Source organism: Arthrobacter sp. TE12232, from assembly GCF_054062615.1.
On record NZ_JBSSFK010000001.1, the window covers coordinates 1,850,146 to 1,868,389 of the forward strand.

Below are 18,244 nucleotides of genomic sequence, written 5' to 3' on the forward strand. Positions count from 1 at the left end.
GATCCAGCAAACCCCGGGAGCGAAATGACCGTCACGAAAGGTGCCGGCCCCGTCTACCACGTGACGGGCAACCAACTTCACCTAGTCGAGAACCATCTCGATAGGGCGGTGGAAATGGCCGTGCAACAGGCCATCGCATCCGGGGGCAGGCACGGCATCCTGGTGACCCGGCACGGGCCAGGCTCATTCACTGTGGCTGTAAGCGACGAAGTTCCCTACGGGACGACTCAGGAACGGGAACGCCACTCCCGGTAACGCCGCCCGGCCGACTCACTCAGCCACGGGCGTGACGAACCAGGGAGTGTGACACCCCTGCCGGCGGAGCCTTCTACTGCTCGTCGCGGTCCCACATATTTGAACTCTTGAAAGGAGCGCAGAAAATGGACAAGTTCTTGCGTGAGGACGAAGTCACGCGATGGATGGATCGATATTTACAGGCCTGGAGGACAAACCAGGTGGAGGACATCTCCACCGTGTACACCCCGGACGCCGAGTTCCACGAACGGCCATACGAGACCGATTGGAATGGTCTGGACGAAATTATCGCCGGATGGAAACTGAGGGCAGGGTGGCGTGGAACAGACTCTTGGACCTTCGGCTGGAAGCTCCTTCACCTTACGGGAGACACCTTCGCTGCCCAGGGAACGGGCATCTATCCCGCTCTTGGAACCTTTGACAACCTTTGGGTGGTGACCCTCAACGCGGACGGGGCGGCAACTGCACATTGGCAGTGGAACAACCAGGTCGCACCACCTGCCGGTGATCCACTCCCTGTCTGAGTACATACGCGGCCGCCTGGGCCCGCCACTGATCCGATCTACCAAGGAAATAAGCCATGACCAACCTCAACTCCAAGACCCTGGTCCTTCTCGACCATCCCGATCTCAGCCGGTCTCGCGTAAATCACGCTCTGGCCGCCGCCCTGGAGGACGCACCCGGGCTGGCGGTGCGCGACCTGCGCCGCCTGTACCCGGACGGCCGGATCGACCTCACGGCTGAAAGGGCTGCGGTGGAAGCGGCGGACAACATCGTGCTGCAATACCCGACACACTGGTACGCCCCGCCTGCCTTCATCAAAAACTGGCTGGATGAGGTGCTGGTCCGCGGCTGGGCCTACGGCACCGGAGCACCTGGGGCACTGGCCGGCAAAACACTGCGCGTCGCCACCAGCACAGGGGGCACCATGGATGCCTACTCCCCGGACGGCTTCCACGGATGGAACTACGCCGACATCCTCATCCCTCTGCAAGCGACAGCACGCCGGCTCGGAATGCAATGGCTCAGCCCCTTTGTCCTGCACGGGGTACGCGACCTGACGGATGAACAGCTGCAGGACCTGGCCCGGGACTACCGGGGCCTGCTGGAGCCAAGCTCCGTGCCCGAGCACGTGTAGTGACACAGGTGCCCACCGGCCCGGGTCAGGTCCAGGGCGGGTGGGCACCTGCGGCTCTGGCTGCCTTCGTCTTCGTAGTCGTCATCGTCGAAGTCCAGGCGCGTCAGGGTCGCGTCCCACAGCTCAGTCGACAGTTGGCCGTACCGGCTGCTGCTGAAACTCAGCTCGCGCCCCCGGTTGTCCCGATGACCTCTCCGAGATCCTGCACGGACGCCCTCCCATCGCTGCGACTCGTGGCTCAGTGAATCACATGGGGCCGCCAAGAACGCCGCGAAATGCTCATGTCGACCGCTCGGATAGGTTGTCCGGATTCATCGACTCTCTGCGTTCTGCGACACGAGATTGTCCTCGAAGGCCGCCGAATGGATTGTCCGTAGACTTGGTTGATGATCGCGGAGGCGGCATTGATCCGCGAGGCGGCCCACGCGATCGCCGGCTGAGACCTGCTGCTGCGGCGATGGCCGAATGCCAACTTGCATCGCGTCGGACCACCTCGCGGGGCGCGCGATTATCCCGTTCTAACGGGCCTCGCGCAGAATGATCGCGGAGGCTTCCGCGACATGTTCGCGAAACCCCTCTCGATCGGGCGAGAGGTATTTCCAGCCGGTTGCCGTCGCGTGCAGAGTCTCGGCCACGGTTCGAGAGTCGTCCACGGTTTCCGATGAAGCTCGTATCGCGGCCGCCAGCTCGCCGATGAACTGCGCGCGCGACTCGGCGAATGTCGCGGCAAGCGCAGCAGCGTTTTCTCGTCCGACAATCGACAAGTCGGAAGCGCTTTCTCCAGAGCCCGGACCGAGCCATTCGTCGAGCGCGCGTGCCACCCGGTCGCTGATGCTTCCGCCCCCTTGTAGCGCGTCCTGAGCGGCACGGAACGCCCGGTCGAGTTCTTGGCGCACCGAGAGCAAGAGGACCTCCTGCTTGTCGGAGAACTGCAAGTAAAGGCCCTGCCGTGACATTCCGGCCGCAGCCGCGAGATCGCTCATCGTCGTCTTCGTGAAGCCGTGCTCCCTGAAGACGCCGAGGGCTGACGCCAGGACTGCCGCGGGAAGATGGGCTCACCTCCCGCGAGCCCAAGGTCGCCGCATACTCCTGGACAAGGCCCAAAGAGCCCCCTTGTGCAATGGCGAACGTCATGCCACAGTGCGCCCATGACTCAATCCATCGATGCTAAGGTCGCGCGCAAACTCAGCACAATTCCAGTTCGTGTGTGTCGCCAAATGAACGCCACCGAGTATCAGGTTCGCGTGGCCGAGGTCCTCAACCTTTTTGACATAGAAGCAGTGGGTGACGAAACGGGTGTGCACTACGGGGGCGAGGGCGTTGCGCTGGAAGATCAGGCTCTACTCGCGGCCATTCGCGTACTCATTGGAAGGCGATTCGGCGTCCCGGATGATCTACAGTAGCCCGACAGTAGGTGCCCTTCGGATCTAGTGTCGCCTTCCTGGGTCTTGGTCCAGGCGAAGGGTGGCATCGGTTGTTCCAGCCGTCGCACCGGTCCTGAATCAAACTGCAATATTCACCTGACTTGGGCCATAGGGGATCCGCCGGTTTCAACCCCGCAGTTATACCCAGCAATAGTTGGGACAGTGTCGCAGGGCGGCACCGGTTTCGCTGACGATGACGGGTTTGGGTGCCCCCGTCGGACGGGGTGGATGTTCACAGGGCGGCCGAGTCCCTGGCTCTGCGAAGGGAGTAGGCGCATGATTGCAACGGATCTCGACCCGTTTGAAGTCATCGCCCTCGACATCGCACGGGCTAACACATGCCGGGACGTGCTACGCTCCCCCACACGACCGCATTTAAGTCGCAATCACTCAGGAGGTTCGCGGTGCCGGACACAACCTGTCACATGTCGATCTCGCTGGATGGCTTCGTCGCCGGACCGGACCAGAGCCGCGAAAACCCTCTGGGCAAGCGGGGGCTGGAGCTGCACGGCTGGCATATCGGCGACCCGCGAGCCAACCATGCCGACAAGGTCGCGAACGAGTGGCTCATGCGCCCGCGGGGCGCGTATGTGATGGGTCGGAACATGTTCGGCCCGATCCGCGGGGACTGGGATGAGGAATGGACCGGGTGGTGGGGAGCCGAACCGCCGTACCACGCACCGGTGTTCGTGCTGACCCATCACGCACATGACCCGATCCAGATGGACGGCGGGACGACCTTCCACTTCATCACCGAGGGCTTCGACGCGGCCTACTCCGCAGCGTGCCAGGCCGCCGGGGACAACGGCGTGGACATCGCCGGTGGGGCCTCGACCGTCCGCCAGGCACTGATCGCCGGTGTGATCGACGAGCTCACCCTCGACATCGCACCGGTCCTGCTCGGTTCGGGCGAGCGGATCTTCGACGGGGTTGAATCCTTCGGCTTCGAACCCGCCGAGGTGCTTCACTCACCGCTGGCCACCCACATCCGGTATCGCCGCGTCGGCTAATTCCGTAGGCGCTGCCGGCCTCCTGCGCAGCATCGTGGAAGAGCGATCAGATCGTCGCCGAGCTCAAGTCGATTGCGGACCAGAGCCGGGATGGGAGAACCTGGATCTCAGCCTCCGGTCGGTGCTGCACTGTGCATCCAGCTTGATGGACCTTCCTCCCAGTACGCATACCGTTGGGGCACTCACCGGAAGTACCGGGAGGGTGACCTGGAGAAGTACATCCAGCAGGTGGGTTTGATGCCAAAGGAGGACAAGCCATGCGTACGGGAGCGGAGGATCAATGCAGGCGGACTGGCGGCCGGGGCATTGGAGTCATCGACGGCTGGAACGTTCGCATTACGATCACTGACTACGGTCAGGACGCGCGTTTGATGAGCCCCCGGGCGTAGATTAGGTCCGTGGCAAAGAACGTCGCTTTCGGACAGTACCTACAGGCCCGCCGTAAGCTTATCCGGCCGGAAGACGTCGAACTGCGCAGCTACGGGCGCCGCCGGGTTCCGGGTCTCCGGCGTGAAGAGGTTGCCGCCCTCGCGGGCATCAGCGTGGATTACTACGTGCGCCTGGAGCAGGGGAAAGACCACCACCCATCCCCGCAAATACTGGACGCTCTCGCACGCGCCTTGCGCTTGGACCCGCCCTCAACCGTCCATCTGCACCGGCTCGCGCAACCGGCCCTGCAGACCCTGGCCCGTCCAGCGCCGACCGGGGTGGCGGAAGGCCTGTCGCATTTGCTGGTCACGTTGGCCCATGTTCCCGCCTTTGTTCAGGACCGCTTCATGAACGTCCTCGCCGCCAACCCGCTGGCCGTTGCCCTTTCCCCTAGAAACGAGCCGGGAACGAACGTGCTGCGGGCGGCTTTCCTGGATCCCGCCGAACGGGAGCTCTACGAGGACTGGGAACACGTCATGGAGGATGCGACCGCGGGACTCCGCGCATCTGTCGGGGAGCGCGTCAACGACCCGCAACTCGAGGCGCTGGTCGTCGAGCTGTCAGAGCGCAGCGCCTACTTCCTCCAGCTTTGGGGCCGCCACGACGTCCGCCCCAAAGTGGCGGGCAAGCGTCTGCTGCATCACCCGCTGGTGGGCGAACTCGAGCTCTTCCACGAGAAACTGGCCGTAACAGGAACCGACGGTCATCTGCTGGTCATTCATCACGCCGAGCCCGGCAGTGCCTCCGAACAGGCACTGGAGCGCCTGGCCCGGACACTCCCGGGCACGACCTGAACCCTCAATTAACGGCGGCTCTGAATCACGCCAAAGGTAGCCCGCGCATTCATATGAATAACGGGGTTCTACCTGTCTGATTACGGCGGGAGCACACTGAATTTCGGAGCTGCCCTTAACCCCCTGCTCCTTCAGGCTTGCAGCCGAAGGACGCCGGGCGGCTCCTATGAAAAACACTTCTCGACCTGCCGAAAGAAGAACAACCCAATGGCAAGAATCACCACCGGATTCGGATTCAGCTCCACCACCTCCGATGTCACCGAGGGCATCGACTTCACCGGAAAGCGCGTCATCGTCACCGGCGGCGCCTCCGGCATCGGAGTCGAAACAGCCCGCGCGTTCGCCAACATCGGTGCCGAGGTCACCCTGGCGGTGCGCAACGTCGAGGCCGCGCGGCCAATAGCCGAAGAATTGCGCGAGTCAACAGGTAACAACAACATCTTCCTGGGCCGGGTGGACCTCGCTGACCTGGCGACCATCACCGAATTCGCCGACGAGTGGACCGGCCCGCTGCACGTGCTGGTCAACAACGCCGGCATTATGGCCCTGCCCGAACTCGAGCGGACCCCGGAGGGCTGGGAAATGCAGTTCGCCACGAACCATCTGGGCCACTTCGCCCTCGCCCAGGCCCTGCATGGAGCCCTCGCCGAGGCGGGGAACGCCCGAATCGTGTCCCTGAGCTCCAGCGGACACCTGTTCTCCCCGGTCATGTTCGATGACCCGCACTTCAACTTCGTCCCCTACGACGCCTTTGTCGCCTACGGGCAGTCCAAGACCGCCTCAGCCCTGTTCGCCGTGGGAGTGACCATACGCTGGGCCAAGGACGGCATCACCTCCAACGCCGTCATGCCCGGGGCCATCGCGACCAACCTCCAGCGACATACCGGAGGGCTGCGCACCCCCATCGAACGCCAGAAAACCCCCCAGCAGGGTGCCGCGACCACCCTGTATGTGGCGACCTCCCCCGACCTTGAGGGCATCGGCGGACGCTACTTTGAGGACGTCAACGAGGCCCGCGTCGTGGACCACCGCGGCCCCGACTACACCGGAGTGGCACCCTTCGCACTCGATCCGGCCAACGCCGAGCGCCTCTGGGACCTCTCGACCGAACTCCTGGCCCGGAAGACTGCGTGAAACCATCAACTACTCCACGCAGAAAGACAATGACATGACCGGTACCGCCGCCACACCCGACGCAATAACAACCACACCAGCGATCACCCCGGGCACTGCCTCGGAACTGCGTGTCGGCTGGGTCGGCCTCGGAGACCAAGGTGCCCCCATGGCACGGGCCATCGCCGAGGCGGGCTTCGAACTGAACATCTGGGTCCGCCGCGAGGCATCCCTGGCCGCTCTCGACGGCCTCCCTTACGTCCGGCACGACACCCTCGCCGCGCTCGGCGCGGCCAGTGACGTGGTCGGATTGTGCCTCCGCGAGGACTCCGACATCGAGGACGTCCTCACCGCCGGCGGGCTGCTCGGAGGCTTGCGGCCGGGCACCATCCTCATCAACCACGGCACCGGACTTCCCGGCTACGCCTCCGCCATGGCCAAGCGGGCCGCCGAAACAGGGGTCCTCGTCCTGGATGCACCGGTTAGTGGCGGTCGCCCCGGCGCCGAAGAACGCCAACTGACGACCATCGTCGGCGGCCCCAGCCAGGCGCTGGCCACGGTCCGGCCCGTCTTTGACGCCTTCTCCAAGAAGGTCTTCTACATGGGCGCCGCAGGGTCGGGACAGACCGGAAAACTCATCAACAATGCCTTGCTGATGATGAACCAGAAGAACGTCCAGGACATCCTCGCTCTAGCCAACAATCTGGACCTCGACCTCGGCGCACTGACGGACCTGCTGCTCTCCGGAACCGGCCGCAGCTTTGCCCTCGAGGCACTCACCGGCGCCGTCACCACCATCAATGCCGACCACCTCAGGGTCCTGCAGATCATCGACATGGACATATTCGCCGGGGCCATGACAAGCCTCGGCCAAGACGTCACCGCCATCGACGACTACGCACGCGCCGGCGCCAGCGGCCTGCCCGCCGCCGCCCACCTGATCGCCAGGGTGACTCACCCCTAGCCGATGAGCGCAACGAAGGAGCAAAACAGGACAGCCCGGGCCGATTACCGGAGCCGGGGCTGTTCTTGGGTGCTTAGGAGTCGGTGACGCGGCTGTCACAGTTCTGCAAAACCCAGTTCTGAGCCCGCCAGATGACGTTGTAGAGGTTGTATGGCGCTACGTCGTAAGTGTCCCAGGTCTGGCCGACATGGGCGGTCCAGTCAGGAATTTCGCCGCAGCAAATGCGGTGCCCAAAGATTGCGAACAAGTGCGAGGCAATGGCGTGCCGAATCACGGAGTGCCTTTCCATTGTCGCCAGCCCCCGTCCGGGGCTAGCGTCTGCACGCGCTCATAACGCGCATCCTAGCGCGGCCAGGTATGAGAACGCCCCAACGCGTCAAGGCCTGCCAGCAGTTCCGCCGCCGTCGTGCGCAACAGTCCGGCAGCGGAAGGACCAACATCGGCGGGATGCGGACGTTCAATGGCGAGGGGCTCCGGGAGGGGACGTCACGGCGGCGGGGCTTTCAGGGACCCGAGTATGCCTTGGATCATGCCTTTCAGGAATCGCTGTCCCTGGCTGCTGGGGTGTTCGTGGTCCGGGCCCAGGAGGGGAGAGTTGGGCCCGGCTATCCAATGCTCCGTGATCGGATCAACAAACTCTGCGCCTGCGTCCAGGGCAACTGTCCTCTCCTGGTCACGGATTACATCAACATCCGCCTTCACCGGCTCAAAGGCCGTGAGGGGGCCGATGACGATCCTGGCCGCGTGGGGGGCCAGGGTTTTGCTTGTCGAAAGTGCGTCCGCGACGGCGGCTTTCAGGGCCGCCGGATCCTGGCCTGCGTCGTTGTCCGAGCCAAAGAACACGACGATGTCTGTCGAGGCATTGAGCGTGGCGGCGATCTGCGACCCGAACGTCTCCCCTCCCTCGCCGGGGGCAAGGTAGCCTGCACCGTTCTTTGCCGCGTTGATGATGTCCACCGGGTGCTGCCCGGACTGCAGCGCCTGGCCCAGTTGGCGAGGCCATGCTTCCTCCGGGGAGGTACCGAACCCCGTACTGAGGGAATCGCCAATGACCACCACACGTTCCGGCGTCGTCCTCCGAGGGGTCTGTAATGGGGCCGGGGTGGGAGTGCTCTGCGGCGGGCTCGCTTGGGCCAAGCGGTGGTCGGCAGCAGGGGCGCAGGCAGCCAGAGCGCAGAGAACCGCCGTCGCACCGAGAGCGGTTGCCAGGGTGGACCGGCGGTGGCCGCTGAGGGTCACAGTGGCTCCCAGATAGCGTCCCCGGCATGTCGCTTTGCCATGGTATCCAGAATAGACACGGGTCGATTCGGTAGCTACCGCACGGCAAGGAACCCCTGTCAGTCGCACTGACAGGGGTTCCTTCTATTTGCGGCCCCGGCTCCGGGGCGCCTGCTCAGGCCCCTCCGTCGAGTTGCTCCATTTCCAGGCACGCGTCCTCGTAGGAGACCTCGCCGTTGCGGAAGGCCTGCTCGAGTTCTTTGGCTCTGCGGCGCGTGTAGGCCGTGCTGACTGTTCCCGTGATGCCGGCCTCGAGATAGTCGAGCCGGGAGTGGGTGGGCCGCTGCTCCCGGGCGGTCAGGTGCCGGTGGATCGATGTGAGGAACCAAGCGCCAGGATGCAGTAAACGCTGTGCATAGGCTCTGGGATCGACTAGGTACATGTTTCCATGGTTCAACTCCCACCTGAGAAGACCATGAGTGTCGTCTGGGTGATCGGCGCTGGCGGTGCTTTCCCGGAACCCGTCGCCACCCAACAGAAAGCCCTGCTTCCCTTTGTTTACAAGGGAAGCAGGGCTGCCCGGCTACTCAGCCGCGCACGATCACCACATCCAGGGTCCGCGGGCCGTGGACACCTTCGACGCGTTCGAGTTCTATGTCGCTCGTGGCGCTCGGCCCGCTGATCCAGGTCTGCGGGCGGGTGGCGTCGAGCCGGCGGAGGGCCTCGGGCAGGATGGCCGTGATGTCGCCGGACCGGACCAGGCAGATGTGCCGGTCCGGAACGAGGCTGATGACCCGGCGGCCTTGGTCCGGGCCGGCGTCGAGGATGATGGTGCCGGTTTCGGCGACCGCCACGGCGCTGCCGGTGACGACGGCATCCACCCCATCCAACTCCTCGACACTGAGCCGGTGGCCGGGAGCGTCGGTGACGCGGCGGCCGGAACCGCCGTCGTGCGCGTCCGCCTCCGCGAACAGGGACTCGGCGAGGCCGTGCGGGACGGCGTAACGGCCGGTGCCTTCGAGGAGCGCGGCGAGCCGCTGCGGCACCGCGGCGGCATCCTCAACGAAGACGTTCGCCTTGTAGTCGACCAGCCGGTCCGTCAGCAGCTCGATGAGCGCGTCCTCGCCCAGTTCGGAGGAACGCCGGTAGTCGCGGGGCACCTCCGGGACGGCCGGGGCGTCCCGGAGGGCCGAGCGGATCCGGTCGAGTATTTCTTCGCGCGCGTTCACGGGTTCTCCTTCAGGCCGGGCGCCGCCGCACCGGGTGCGGCCGCCGGTGCCTGATGGTCCTTGTTCCACCATTGCCGGAAGGACTGCGACGGCGGTGCGGGAATGTCCCGGCTCTGGGTCCAGCCGGCGGCGATGCCCGGCAGCTTGGTGATCTTCTTATCCGGGCCGGCGGCGAGCCGGCCCAGGGGCAGCGCCTTCTCGACCAGACCGAGGTTCTTTCCGGAGGACAGCGCCCAGGAGGCGGCCTTCATGCCGAGGTCCATCTGGCTCGGCAGCCGCTTCTTGCCGCGTTTGCTGTCCACGTCCTCGCCGCGCAGGTGCACCAGGATGTCCGGGATGTTGATCTTCACCGGGCAGGCGTCGTAGCAGGCCCCGCACAGGGACGAGGCGTAGGGCAGGGAGCTGTTCTCCTCCGCCGTGATCCCGGTCAGCAGCGGGGACAGGATCGCGCCGATCGGTCCCGGGTAGGTGGATCCGTAGGCGTGCCCGCCGGTGCGCTCATAGACGGGGCAGACGTTCATGCAGGCGCTGCAGCGGATGCAGTGCAGGGCGGAGCGGCCCATCTCGTCGGCCAGGGCGGCGCTGCGCCCGTTGTCCAGCAGGACCAGGTGCACATTCTGCGGCCCGTCGTCGGTCGTGACGCCGGTCCACAGCGAGGTGTACGGGTTCATCCGCTCGCCCGTGGAGGACCGCGGGAGCAGCTGCATGAACACTTCCAGGTCCTCCCAGGCCGGCAGCAGCTTCTCCACGCCCATGACCGTGATGAGGGTTTCCGGGAGCGTCAGGCACATGCGCCCGTTGCCTTCGGATTCAACGACGGCGAGCGTGCCGGAGTCCGCGAGGGCGAAGTTCGCGCCGGACACGGCCACCTTGGCGCTGAGGAATTTGCGGCGCAGGTGGGCCCGGGCGGCCGCGGCGAGGCGGGCCGGTTCGTTGGTCAGTTCCGGGTCAACACCCTCCATTTCGCGCAGGAAGATGTCCCGGACCTGGGTGCGGTTCTTGTGGATGGCCGGGACCAGGATGTGGCTGGGCTTGTCGTGGTCCAGCTGGACGATGAGCTCGGCGAGGTCGGTCTCGAACGCCGCGATCCCCTGTTCCTCAAGGTACTCGTTGAGGCCGATTTCCTGGGTGGCCATGGACTTGACCTTGACTACCTCGTCGGCGCCCTGCTCCCGGATGAGGGAGGCGACAATGCGGTTGGCTTCGCCGGCGTCGCGGGCCCAATGGATGGTCCCGCCGCGGGCGGTGAAGTTCGCCTCGAACTGCTCCAGCAGCTCCGGCAACCGGGCCATGACGGATTCCTTGACCGCCCGGCCGGCGTCGCGCAGCTCCTCCCAGTCGGGGAGTTCGGACACGACGGCCAGCCGCTTGTCCCTGATGGTCCGGGTGGCGTGGCCGAGGTTTGCCCGCAGCTGGGTGTTGCCGAGTTCTCGGTGCGCGGCCTTGGGGAAGGGCTCGTGTTCATGCAGGTTGCCGATGCCAAAGACCGGCAGGGACGGCATCCCCAGGAATGTGCCGCTCATCGTGCGGTCCTTCCGGTGGTGAGGCGGACGTCGCCGGTGACGGCGGCGGGATCCTCGAAAGTGCTGGCCAGGATCTCGGCGAAGTGCATCGTGGTGACGCCGCTGCCCTGCCGGGACAGGCCGCCGCCGATATGCATCAGGCACGACGCGTCACCCCCGGCGCAAAGGTCGGCGCCAGTGCCGCAAATGTTGGCGGTCTTGTCCGCGAGCATCGCCGAGGACACGTCCGCGTTCTTCATCGAGAACGTGCCGCCGAAGCCGCAGCACTGCTCGGCCTCGGGCAGTTCGGCCAGCTCGATGCCACCCACCGAGCGCAACAGGTCCAGCTGCCGGTCGCCGAGCCGGAGCAGCCGCATACCGTGGCAGCTCGGGTGGTACGTGATCCGGTGCGGGAAGTAGGAGCCCAGCTGGGTCGCGGCGTCCGTGACGCCCAGAACATCCACCAGGAGCTGGGAGAGCTCGTAGGTTTTGTGCCCGACGGCGGCCGCCCGGGCTTCCAGCCCGGCTGCCTCGCAGCGGCGGGCGACCATGGGGTGCTGGTGCTTCACGGAGGCGACGCAGGAGCCGGACGGCGCGACGGCGACGTCGTACTCCTCCGCCTCGAAGGCCTCCACGTGATTGGCGACGACCGGCAGCGCCTCCCTGAAGTAGCCGCTATTGACGTGCATCTGCCCACAGCACGCCTGCCCGGCGGGGAAGATGACCTCATGGCCGAGGCGCTCCAGGATAGACACGGTGGCGCGCGCCGTGCTCGGGTACATGGCGTCCACGATGCACGTGGCAAAAAGCGCGATCCTCACAGGACACCTCCGCTGGTCATGGGGCTGGGGGCCGGACGGCGCGCCGGCACATATTCCGCGGGGTGCTGGGAGGCACGAACCACGGCGCGCAGCTCCCCCAACCCGCCACTGACCACGCCGGCGGCACGGGCCTGGACCAGGACGTTGCCCAGCGCCGTGGCTTCCACGGGGCCGGCGATCACGCGCTTGCCAGTGGCGTCGGCGGTGAGCTGGCACAGGAGCCGGTTCTGGGACCCGCCGCCCACAATGTGCACGACGTCGGCGCTCACGTCCGCGAGCCGCTCGGCGTCGGCGATGGTCCGGGCGTAGCCGGCGGCGAGGCTGTCCAGGACGCACCGCACGATGTGCGCCGGATGCTCCGGGAGGACCGCGCCGGTATTGCGGACCGCGGCCCGGATGCGCTCGGGCATGTTGGCGGGGGCGATGAAGTCGGGGTCATCGGCGTTGATGAGCGGGCCGCCGGGAGGAAGCGCTGCGGCAGCGTCGAGCAGTTCCACCAGTTCCGGCCGGTAGCCCTCCTGTGCCCACGTGCGCTGGCACTCGCTGAGCAGCCAGAGGCCGCCGACGTTGCGCAGGTAGCGGATGGTGCCGTCCACGCCGCGTTCGTTGGTGAAGTTCGCGGCCCGGCTGGCCTCGGACAGGACCGGGTGGGACAGTTCGACGCCGACCAGCGACCACGTGCCCGAGGAGATGTAGGCGAAGTCGCGCCGCTCCGCGGGCACGGCGGCGACGGCCGAGGCGGTGTCGTGCGAGCCCACGGCCACCACCTTCGTGGCGGCGGTCAGGCCGGTCCGTTCCGCGATCTCCGGCAGCAGGGTGCCGACTGTCTCGCCGGGCTGGATCAGCGGCGGGAACAGTCCGGCGGGCAGGCCCAGGGCGGACAGGAACTCCGTGGCCCACTCCCCCGCGACAGCGTCGAAAAGCCCGGTGGTGGAGGCGTTCGTGGCTTCGGTACGGCGCCGCCCTGTCAACAGGAACCCGATGAGGTCCGGGATGAGCAGCACCTGCAGCCCGTCAAGGTGGGCCTCGGTGGCGAGCTGGTAGATCGTGTTGAACGGCAGGAACTGCAGCCCCGTGGTGGCGTAGAGGCGGGCCGGGTCCAGGAGCTGGTGGACCCGGGCGACGGCGGCGCGGCTGCGGTCATCGCGGTAGCTGAAGGGCGCCGCAACGAGGTCGCCGGCGGCGTTGACCAAACCGTAGTCCACGGCCCAGGTGTCAATCCCGATGCTGGCGATGCTCTCACCGCGGGCCGCGGCCGCCGTGGCGGCGGCCGCGAGCCCGGTGAGGACCTCGGCGAACAGGGCGTCGAAGTCCCAGCGGAGACCGCCGTCGAGTTCCCTGACACCGTTGGGGAAGCGGTGCACGGTCTCCAGTTCGGCCTGTCCCGCGCTGACACGGCCCAGAATGACCCTGCCGGACGAGGCGCCGATGTCGACGGCGGCGAAGACACTGCCGGCGGAGACACCGCGGGCGGACGCCGCCGCGGCAAGGGCCGGGGCGGCGTCCGTCGCTGAGGGTTCCGTACTCATCGCAGGAAGGCCGCGGCCACGCCGGCGTCGACGGGGATGTGGAGCCCGGTGGTGTGGGAGAGCTCGCTGCCGGTGAGCACGGAGGCGGCGTTGGCCACGTTTTCGGGCAGGACTTCGCGCTTGAGCAGGGTGCGCTGGGCGTAGTACTTGCCCAGCTCCTCTTCCTGCACCCCGTAGACGGCGGCGCGCTTGGCGCCCCAGCCGCCCGCGAAGATCCCGGAACCGCGGACCACGCCGTCGGGGTTGATCCCGTTGACCCGGATCCCGTACTCGCCCAGTTCCGCGGCCAGGAGCCGGACCTGGTGGGCCTGGTCAGCCTTGGTGGCGGAGTAGGCGATGTTGTTCGGACCGGCGAACACGGAGTTCTTGGAGGAGATGTAGATGATGTCCCCGCCCATGTCCTGGTCGATCATCACCTTCGCGGCGGCCTTGGCCACCAGGAACGAGCCCTTGGCCATGACGTTGTGCTGCAGGTCCCAGTCCTTCTCAGTGGTTTCCAGGAGCGGCTTGGAGATGGAGAGCCCGGCGTTGTTGACCACCAGGTCCAGTCCGCCGAAGGCCAGCACGGCGTCCTGGATAGCTGCGGCGATCTGGGCTTCGTCGGTGACGTCGGCCTGGACGCCGATCGCGACGTCGGAGCCGCCCAGTTCAGCGGCCACGGCCCGGGCGTTGTCCAGGTTCAGATCCGCAATGACCACGCAGGCGCCGTCGGCGGCGAAGCGGGTGGCGATCGCCTTGCCGATGCCCGACGCCGCCCCGGTCACCAGCGCGATGCGGCCGGCGTGGGATTTAGGCTTCGGCATCCGGGCCAGCTTGGCTTCTTCCAGGGCCCAGTATTCGATCCGGAACTTCTCGGATTCCTCGATCGGGGCGTAGCTGGAGACGGCCTCGGCGCCGCGCATGACGTTGATGGCGTTGAGGTAGAACTCCCCCGCCACCCGGGCGGTCTGCTTGTTCGCCCCGAAGGAGAACATGCCCACGCCCGGCACCAGCACGATCGCCGGGTCCGCGCCGCGCAGGGCAGGACTGTCCGGGGTCGCGTGGCGGTCGTAGTAGGCCTGGTAGTCCGCCCGGTAGGCGGTGTGGAGTTCCTTCAGACGGGTTACGGAGTCGTCGATCGAAGCGTCGGCGGGCAGGTCCAGGACCAGCGGTTTGACCTTGGTGCGCAGGAAATGGTCCGGGCAGGAGGTGCCCAGGGCGCCGAGCCGCGGGTGCTCTGCGGCTTCGAGGAACTCCAGGACGGCGGGATCGTCGCTGAAATGCCCCAGCTGCGGCTTGTCCGTGGACGCCAGGCCGCGGATCACCGGGGCCAGGGCGGCCGCCTTCGTACGGCGCTCGGTCTCCGGGAGGGCGGCGTAGCCGGGCAGCTTCGGCCCGAACGGCTCGTTCTTGCCGTGATCCTTGATGTACTGCTCGGCCTGCTCGATGATCCACAGCGAGTTGGCCTCGGCCTCTTCGCTGGTTGCGCCCCAGGCGGTGATGCCGTGGCCACCGAGGATAGTGCCGACCGCGTGCGGGTTGGCGTCCTTGATCGCCGCGATGTCCAGGCCCAGCTGGAATCCGGGCCGGCGCCACGGCACCCAGGCCACCTTCTCGCCGAAGATCTCCTTGGTGAGCGCCTCGCCGTCGGTGGCCGTGGCAATGGCGATGCCGGAGTCCGGGTGCAGGTGGTCCACGTGCGCGGCGTCGACGAGGCCATGCATGGCGGTGTCGATCGACGGCGCGGCACCGCCCAAGCCGAACAGGCAGTAGTCGAACGCCGCCACCATTTCGTCTTCACGCTCGACGCCGGGGTACACGTTCTTGAGCGCCTGCAGCCGGTCCAGCCGCAGCACAGCAAGGCCTTCGGCCCTCAGCGTGCCCAGATCCCCGCCGGAGCCCTTAACCCACAGGAGCTCGACGTCCTCGCCGGTCACGGGATCCTTCTCGGTGCCCTTGGCGGAGGTGTTGCCGCCGGCGAAGTTGGTGTTCCGCTTGTCCGCGCCGAGACGGTTGGACCGGGAGATCAGCTCTTCAACAGTCTTGTTGGCTGTGTTCTGCATGTTCATGCCTGCTTACGCTCCCCATCCGGCTTGCTGGCCGCCGACGCGGTCCTCGTTGATTTTCTTCTGGTAGCCGCTGGCCTTGAAAGCGGCCATCGGGTCCGCGGGCAGGCCGCGGGACTCACGCCACTGCGCCAGCGCAGGACGGACATCGGTGTAGAAGGCATCGTTGAAGATGCCGTTGGCGGCCAGGACATCCCCGCTGCGCTGCGCCTCGGCCAGGGCATCGGTATCGATCAGCAGGGCGCGGGCCGTCATTTCCTGGACATTGAGCACGGAGCGGATCTGGCCCGGGATCTTTTCCTCCAGGTTGTGGCACTGGTCCAGCATCAGGGCCACGCCCGAGTCCTGACCGAAACCGCCGCCGCGGATGACCTCATGCATGATGCGGAACAGCTGGAAAGGATCGGCCGCGCCGACGATCAGGTCATCGTCCGCGTAGAAGCGGGAGTTGAAGTCAAAGGAGCCGAGCTTGCCCAGGCGCAGCAACTGCATGACGATGAATTCGATGTTGGTGCCGGGAGCGTGGTGGCCGGTGTCCAGGCAGACGAAGGCCTTCGCGCCCAGGGCCAGGGTCTGGGCGTAGGAGGTCCCCCAGTCCGGGACGTCGGTGTGGTAAAAGGCCGGCTCGAAGAACTTGTACTCCAGCACCAGGCGCTGCTCCTCGCCCAGGCCGGCATAGATTTCCTGCAGGGATTCGGCCAGGCGGTCCTGCCGGCCGCGCATGTCATCCTGCCCCGGGTAGTTGGTGCCGTCCGCGAGCCAGATCTTCAAATCCCGCGAACCCGTGGCGTGCATGATCTCCAGGCACTCAAGGTGGTGGTCGACGGCGCGGCGGCGGACCGCCGGGTTGGAAGATGTCAGGGACCCGAACTTGTACTCATCGTCCTGGAAGGTGTTGGAGTTCACCGTGCCCAGGCCCACGCCCAGGTCCGCGGCATACTCCTTCAGGGCCGCATAGTCATCTACCTTGTCCCAGGGGATGTGCAGCGCGACCGTGGGTGCCAGGCCGGTGAGTTCGTGGACCTTCGCGGCGTCGGCCAGCTTCTCCTGGACGGTGCGCGGGGTGCCGGGGGTGCCGAACACCTTGAAGCGGGTGCCGGAGTTGCCGTAGGCCCAGGACGGGACCTCGATGGCGAGTTCCCCGAGGCGACCCAGGGCCGTTTCTATGGTGTTCATGATTGTTCCTTCTGCGGTTGGGGGTTGTCCTCAGCGGCGTTGGCCGCGGACAACTGGTCCTCAAGATTGAAAATTTCGGTGAGCTGGAGGAAGCCCTGGTCCGGCGCCTGTGCTTCGTCTTCGAACAGGGTTGCCATCTCTGCCTGCCAGCGTGCGTTCACCTCAGTCAGTGCCATCCGGGCGCGCACTGCGTCGAAGTCATCGCACTCCACATACCCCACCAGCAGCCCGTCGTCGGCGAGGAACAGCGAGTAATTGTTCCAGCCCGCTGCCTTGAGTTCCCGGAGCATCTCCGGCCAGACGGCGGCGTGACGGCGCCGGTATTCGGGAACCTGGCTGGGTTTGACCGAGGAGCGAAAGCACACCCTCATGAGGAATTCTCCTGATCTCGACTCTTGACCATAAGTCGATTGAATCGATTCATTCAGACAATAGCATTGTGCGTGCTGAGTGAAGAAACTCCGGCGCTGATCATGACATCAGCGCCGGAGCGGGGTGCCTAGAAGTTGTACTGGTCCACGTTCGCGGCGGTGAAGACCGTGGGTTCGCCGAGCAGAACGGTGGAGTTGGGGCCGACCTTGAACTCACCCAGGGTGCCGGCCTTGAACGTCTGGCCTTCGGCGCCGGTGATCTGGCCGGAGGCGAGGGCCGCGCCGGCGTAGGCGGCGAGGTAGCCGAGCTTTTCGACATCCCACAGGGCGAACGACTTCATGGTGCCGTTCTTCAGGTACTCCTTGAGCTGGCTCGGGAAGCCGAGGCCCGTCAGCTGCACTTTGCCCTTGTACTCGGACCCGGAGAGGTACTGGGCGGCCGCGGCAATGCCGACAGTCGTGGGCGAGATGATGCCCTTGAGCGTCGGGTGGGCCTGCAGGAGCGCCTGGACTTCCTGCTGGGACTTCTGGGCGTTGTCATCGCCGTACGCTGTGGCGACGAGCTTGAGCTTGGAGTACTCGGGCTTCTCGAGTTCCTTCTTCATCAGCTCGATCCACGCGTTCTGGTTCGTGGCGTTGGCCGTGGCGGACAGAATGGCGATGTCCCCGCCGTCGGGACCGATGGCGTCGGAGATGAGCTTGATCTGGGTGGACGCGATGCCTTCAGCGGTGGCCTGGTTGATGTAGAGGTCGCGGCAGGAGGGGTCGGTGTCCGAGTCAAAGGTGACCACCTTCGCGCCGGCGCTGCGGGCCTCGTCCAGCGCCGAACAGATGGCCTTGGGATCGTTGGCCGAGGTTGCGATGACGTTGGAGCCCTGCTGCGTGAGCGTGTTGATGTAGCTCACCTGGCTGGAGGCGCTGGCCTCTGAGGGGCCCACCTCGGAGAAGACGCCCTTGTACTCGTCCACCGCAGCCTTGCCGCCGCGGTCGGTGACCGTGAAGTAGGAGTTGTTCAGCTGCTTGGGCAGGAAGGCCACCTTCAGGCCTTCCTTGATCGGCGCATTCGGATCCGCTGCGGCACTGGAAGATGCGGCCCCGCCGCCGGCGGTGCTGGAGGTGTTGGTGGTTCCACCGCAGGCGCTAAGCGCCAGCGCAAGTCCCGTGGCGACGGCGATATAGGCCGGCGCGAGGCGGCGGGATCCGGTCGTGGACATGAATTTCATAGT

General features: G+C 66.2%; 18 protein-coding genes. 7 read left to right on the forward strand and 11 right to left on the reverse strand.

Annotation, left to right across the window (positions count from 1 at the left end; all coding sequences use genetic code 11):
- The first annotated feature begins 380 nt into the window (after positions 1-380).
- Positions 381-779: a nuclear transport factor 2 family protein gene (locus tag ACVWZ7_RS08120; RefSeq protein WP_456507538.1), complete on the forward strand. Its 399-nt coding sequence runs from the start codon at positions 381-383 to the stop codon at positions 777-779.
- Positions 780-835: 56 nt separating this feature from the next.
- Positions 836-1,393: an NAD(P)H-dependent oxidoreductase gene (locus tag ACVWZ7_RS08125; RefSeq protein WP_456507539.1), complete on the forward strand. Its 558-nt coding sequence runs from the start codon at positions 836-838 to the stop codon at positions 1,391-1,393.
- A gap of 518 nt (positions 1,394-1,911) precedes the next feature.
- On the opposite strand, the gene ACVWZ7_RS08130 is transcribed toward ACVWZ7_RS08125, so the two are convergent.
- Positions 1,912-2,427 (reverse strand): TetR/AcrR family transcriptional regulator, encoded by a 516-nt coding sequence (locus tag ACVWZ7_RS08130; RefSeq protein WP_456509083.1) that lies wholly within the window; start codon positions 2,425-2,427, stop codon positions 1,912-1,914.
- A gap of 114 nt (positions 2,428-2,541) precedes the next feature.
- On the opposite strand from ACVWZ7_RS08130, the gene ACVWZ7_RS08135 reads away from it, so the two are divergent.
- From ACVWZ7_RS08135 to ACVWZ7_RS08155, 5 genes are all read left to right on the forward strand, one after another.
- Positions 2,542-2,796: a hypothetical protein gene (locus tag ACVWZ7_RS08135; RefSeq protein ID WP_456507540.1), complete on the forward strand. Its 255-nt coding sequence runs from the start codon at positions 2,542-2,544 to the stop codon at positions 2,794-2,796.
- Between the two features lie 446 nt (positions 2,797-3,242).
- Positions 3,243-3,827: a dihydrofolate reductase family protein gene (locus ACVWZ7_RS08140; RefSeq protein ID WP_456507541.1), complete on the forward strand. Its 585-nt coding sequence runs from the start codon at positions 3,243-3,245 to the stop codon at positions 3,825-3,827.
- Between the two features lie 398 nt (positions 3,828-4,225).
- A complete protein-coding gene (locus tag ACVWZ7_RS08145; RefSeq protein ID WP_456507542.1) occupies positions 4,226-5,050 on the forward strand; it encodes a helix-turn-helix domain-containing protein in 825 nt (274 codons plus the stop codon).
- Between the two features lie 207 nt (positions 5,051-5,257).
- Positions 5,258-6,184: an SDR family NAD(P)-dependent oxidoreductase gene (locus ACVWZ7_RS08150; protein WP_456507543.1), complete on the forward strand. Its 927-nt coding sequence runs from the start codon at positions 5,258-5,260 to the stop codon at positions 6,182-6,184.
- Between the two features lie 34 nt (positions 6,185-6,218).
- Positions 6,219-7,127, forward strand: coding sequence for an NAD(P)-dependent oxidoreductase (locus ACVWZ7_RS08155; RefSeq protein WP_456507544.1), 909 nt, complete (start codon positions 6,219-6,221; stop codon positions 7,125-7,127).
- Between the two features lie 486 nt (positions 7,128-7,613).
- Here ACVWZ7_RS08155 and ACVWZ7_RS08160 read toward each other — a convergent pair whose 3' ends face one another.
- The 10 genes from ACVWZ7_RS08160 to rhaS form a co-directional block, all read right to left on the reverse strand.
- Entirely contained in the window at positions 7,614-8,183 is a 570-nt protein-coding gene (locus ACVWZ7_RS08160; RefSeq protein ID WP_456507545.1) for an SGNH/GDSL hydrolase family protein, read from the reverse strand.
- A 337-nt stretch (positions 8,184-8,520) separates the two neighbouring features.
- Positions 8,521-8,787 carry a hypothetical protein gene (locus ACVWZ7_RS08165; protein WP_456507546.1) on the reverse strand — a complete coding sequence of 89 codons (267 nt, stop codon included), beginning with the start codon at positions 8,785-8,787 and terminating at the stop codon, positions 8,521-8,523.
- Between the two features lie 145 nt (positions 8,788-8,932).
- Positions 8,933-9,574 (reverse strand): LutC/YkgG family protein, encoded by a 642-nt coding sequence (locus ACVWZ7_RS08170; protein WP_456507547.1) that lies wholly within the window; start codon positions 9,572-9,574, stop codon positions 8,933-8,935.
- Positions 9,571-11,097, reverse strand: a complete 1,527-nt coding sequence (locus tag ACVWZ7_RS08175) for a LutB/LldF family L-lactate oxidation iron-sulfur protein (protein ID WP_456507548.1) — start codon at positions 11,095-11,097, stop codon at positions 9,571-9,573. Before ACVWZ7_RS08175 ends, ACVWZ7_RS08170 begins: the two co-directional genes overlap by 4 nt.
- Positions 11,094-11,897, reverse strand: a complete 804-nt coding sequence (locus ACVWZ7_RS08180; RefSeq protein ID WP_456507549.1) for a (Fe-S)-binding protein — start codon at positions 11,895-11,897, stop codon at positions 11,094-11,096. The genes ACVWZ7_RS08175 and ACVWZ7_RS08180 overlap by 4 nt, the downstream gene beginning before the upstream one ends.
- Complete coding sequence (locus ACVWZ7_RS08185; RefSeq protein ID WP_456507550.1) at positions 11,894-13,426, reverse strand: rhamnulokinase; 1,533 nt, start codon at positions 13,424-13,426, stop codon at positions 11,894-11,896. Before ACVWZ7_RS08185 ends, ACVWZ7_RS08180 begins: the two co-directional genes overlap by 4 nt.
- Entirely contained in the window at positions 13,423-15,474 is a 2,052-nt protein-coding gene (locus ACVWZ7_RS08190; RefSeq protein ID WP_456507551.1) for a bifunctional aldolase/short-chain dehydrogenase, read from the reverse strand. The genes ACVWZ7_RS08185 and ACVWZ7_RS08190 overlap by 4 nt, the downstream gene beginning before the upstream one ends.
- A gap of 6 nt (positions 15,475-15,480) precedes the next feature.
- Positions 15,481-16,647, reverse strand: coding sequence for an L-rhamnose isomerase (rhaI, locus tag ACVWZ7_RS08195; RefSeq protein ID WP_456507552.1), 1,167 nt, complete (start codon positions 16,645-16,647; stop codon positions 15,481-15,483).
- Entirely contained in the window at positions 16,644-17,018 is a 375-nt protein-coding gene (locus ACVWZ7_RS08200) for an L-rhamnose mutarotase (RefSeq protein ID WP_456507553.1), read from the reverse strand. Before ACVWZ7_RS08200 ends, rhaI begins: the two co-directional genes overlap by 4 nt.
- Before the next feature lie 128 nt (positions 17,019-17,146).
- Entirely contained in the window at positions 17,147-18,232 is a 1,086-nt protein-coding gene (gene rhaS / locus ACVWZ7_RS08205) for a rhamnose ABC transporter substrate-binding protein (protein WP_456507554.1), read from the reverse strand.
- Positions 18,233-18,244: the final 12 nt, after the last annotated feature.

Excerpts from the sequence above, each read along its gene's own strand:
- rhaI (WP_456507552.1), bottom strand. The coding sequence starts at position 16,647 with ATGAACACCATAGAAACGGCCCTGGGTCGCCTCGGGGAACTCGCCATC.
- ACVWZ7_RS08150 (WP_456507543.1), top strand. The coding sequence starts at position 5,258 with ATGGCAAGAATCACCACCGGATTCGGATTCAGCTCCACCACCTCCGAT.
- ACVWZ7_RS08185 (WP_456507550.1), bottom strand. The coding sequence starts at position 13,426 with ATGAGTACGGAACCCTCAGCGACGGACGCCGCCCCGGCCCTTGCCGCG.
- ACVWZ7_RS08140 (WP_456507541.1), top strand. The coding sequence starts at position 3,243 with ATGTCGATCTCGCTGGATGGCTTCGTCGCCGGACCGGACCAGAGCCGC.
- ACVWZ7_RS08190 (WP_456507551.1), bottom strand. The coding sequence starts at position 15,474 with ATGAACATGCAGAACACAGCCAACAAGACTGTTGAAGAGCTGATCTCC.
- ACVWZ7_RS08120 (WP_456507538.1), top strand. The coding sequence starts at position 381 with ATGGACAAGTTCTTGCGTGAGGACGAAGTCACGCGATGGATGGATCGA.
- ACVWZ7_RS08175 (WP_456507548.1), bottom strand. The coding sequence starts at position 11,097 with ATGAGCGGCACATTCCTGGGGATGCCGTCCCTGCCGGTCTTTGGCATC.
- ACVWZ7_RS08165 (WP_456507546.1), bottom strand. The coding sequence starts at position 8,787 with ATGTACCTAGTCGATCCCAGAGCCTATGCACAGCGTTTACTGCATCCT.
- ACVWZ7_RS08200 (WP_456507553.1), bottom strand. The coding sequence starts at position 17,018 with ATGAGGGTGTGCTTTCGCTCCTCGGTCAAACCCAGCCAGGTTCCCGAA.
- ACVWZ7_RS08125 (WP_456507539.1), top strand. The coding sequence starts at position 836 with ATGACCAACCTCAACTCCAAGACCCTGGTCCTTCTCGACCATCCCGAT.
- ACVWZ7_RS08155 (WP_456507544.1), top strand. The coding sequence starts at position 6,219 with ATGACCGGTACCGCCGCCACACCCGACGCAATAACAACCACACCAGCG.
- rhaS (WP_456507554.1), bottom strand. The coding sequence starts at position 18,232 with ATGTCCACGACCGGATCCCGCCGCCTCGCGCCGGCCTATATCGCCGTC.
- ACVWZ7_RS08135 (WP_456507540.1), top strand. The coding sequence starts at position 2,542 with ATGACTCAATCCATCGATGCTAAGGTCGCGCGCAAACTCAGCACAATT.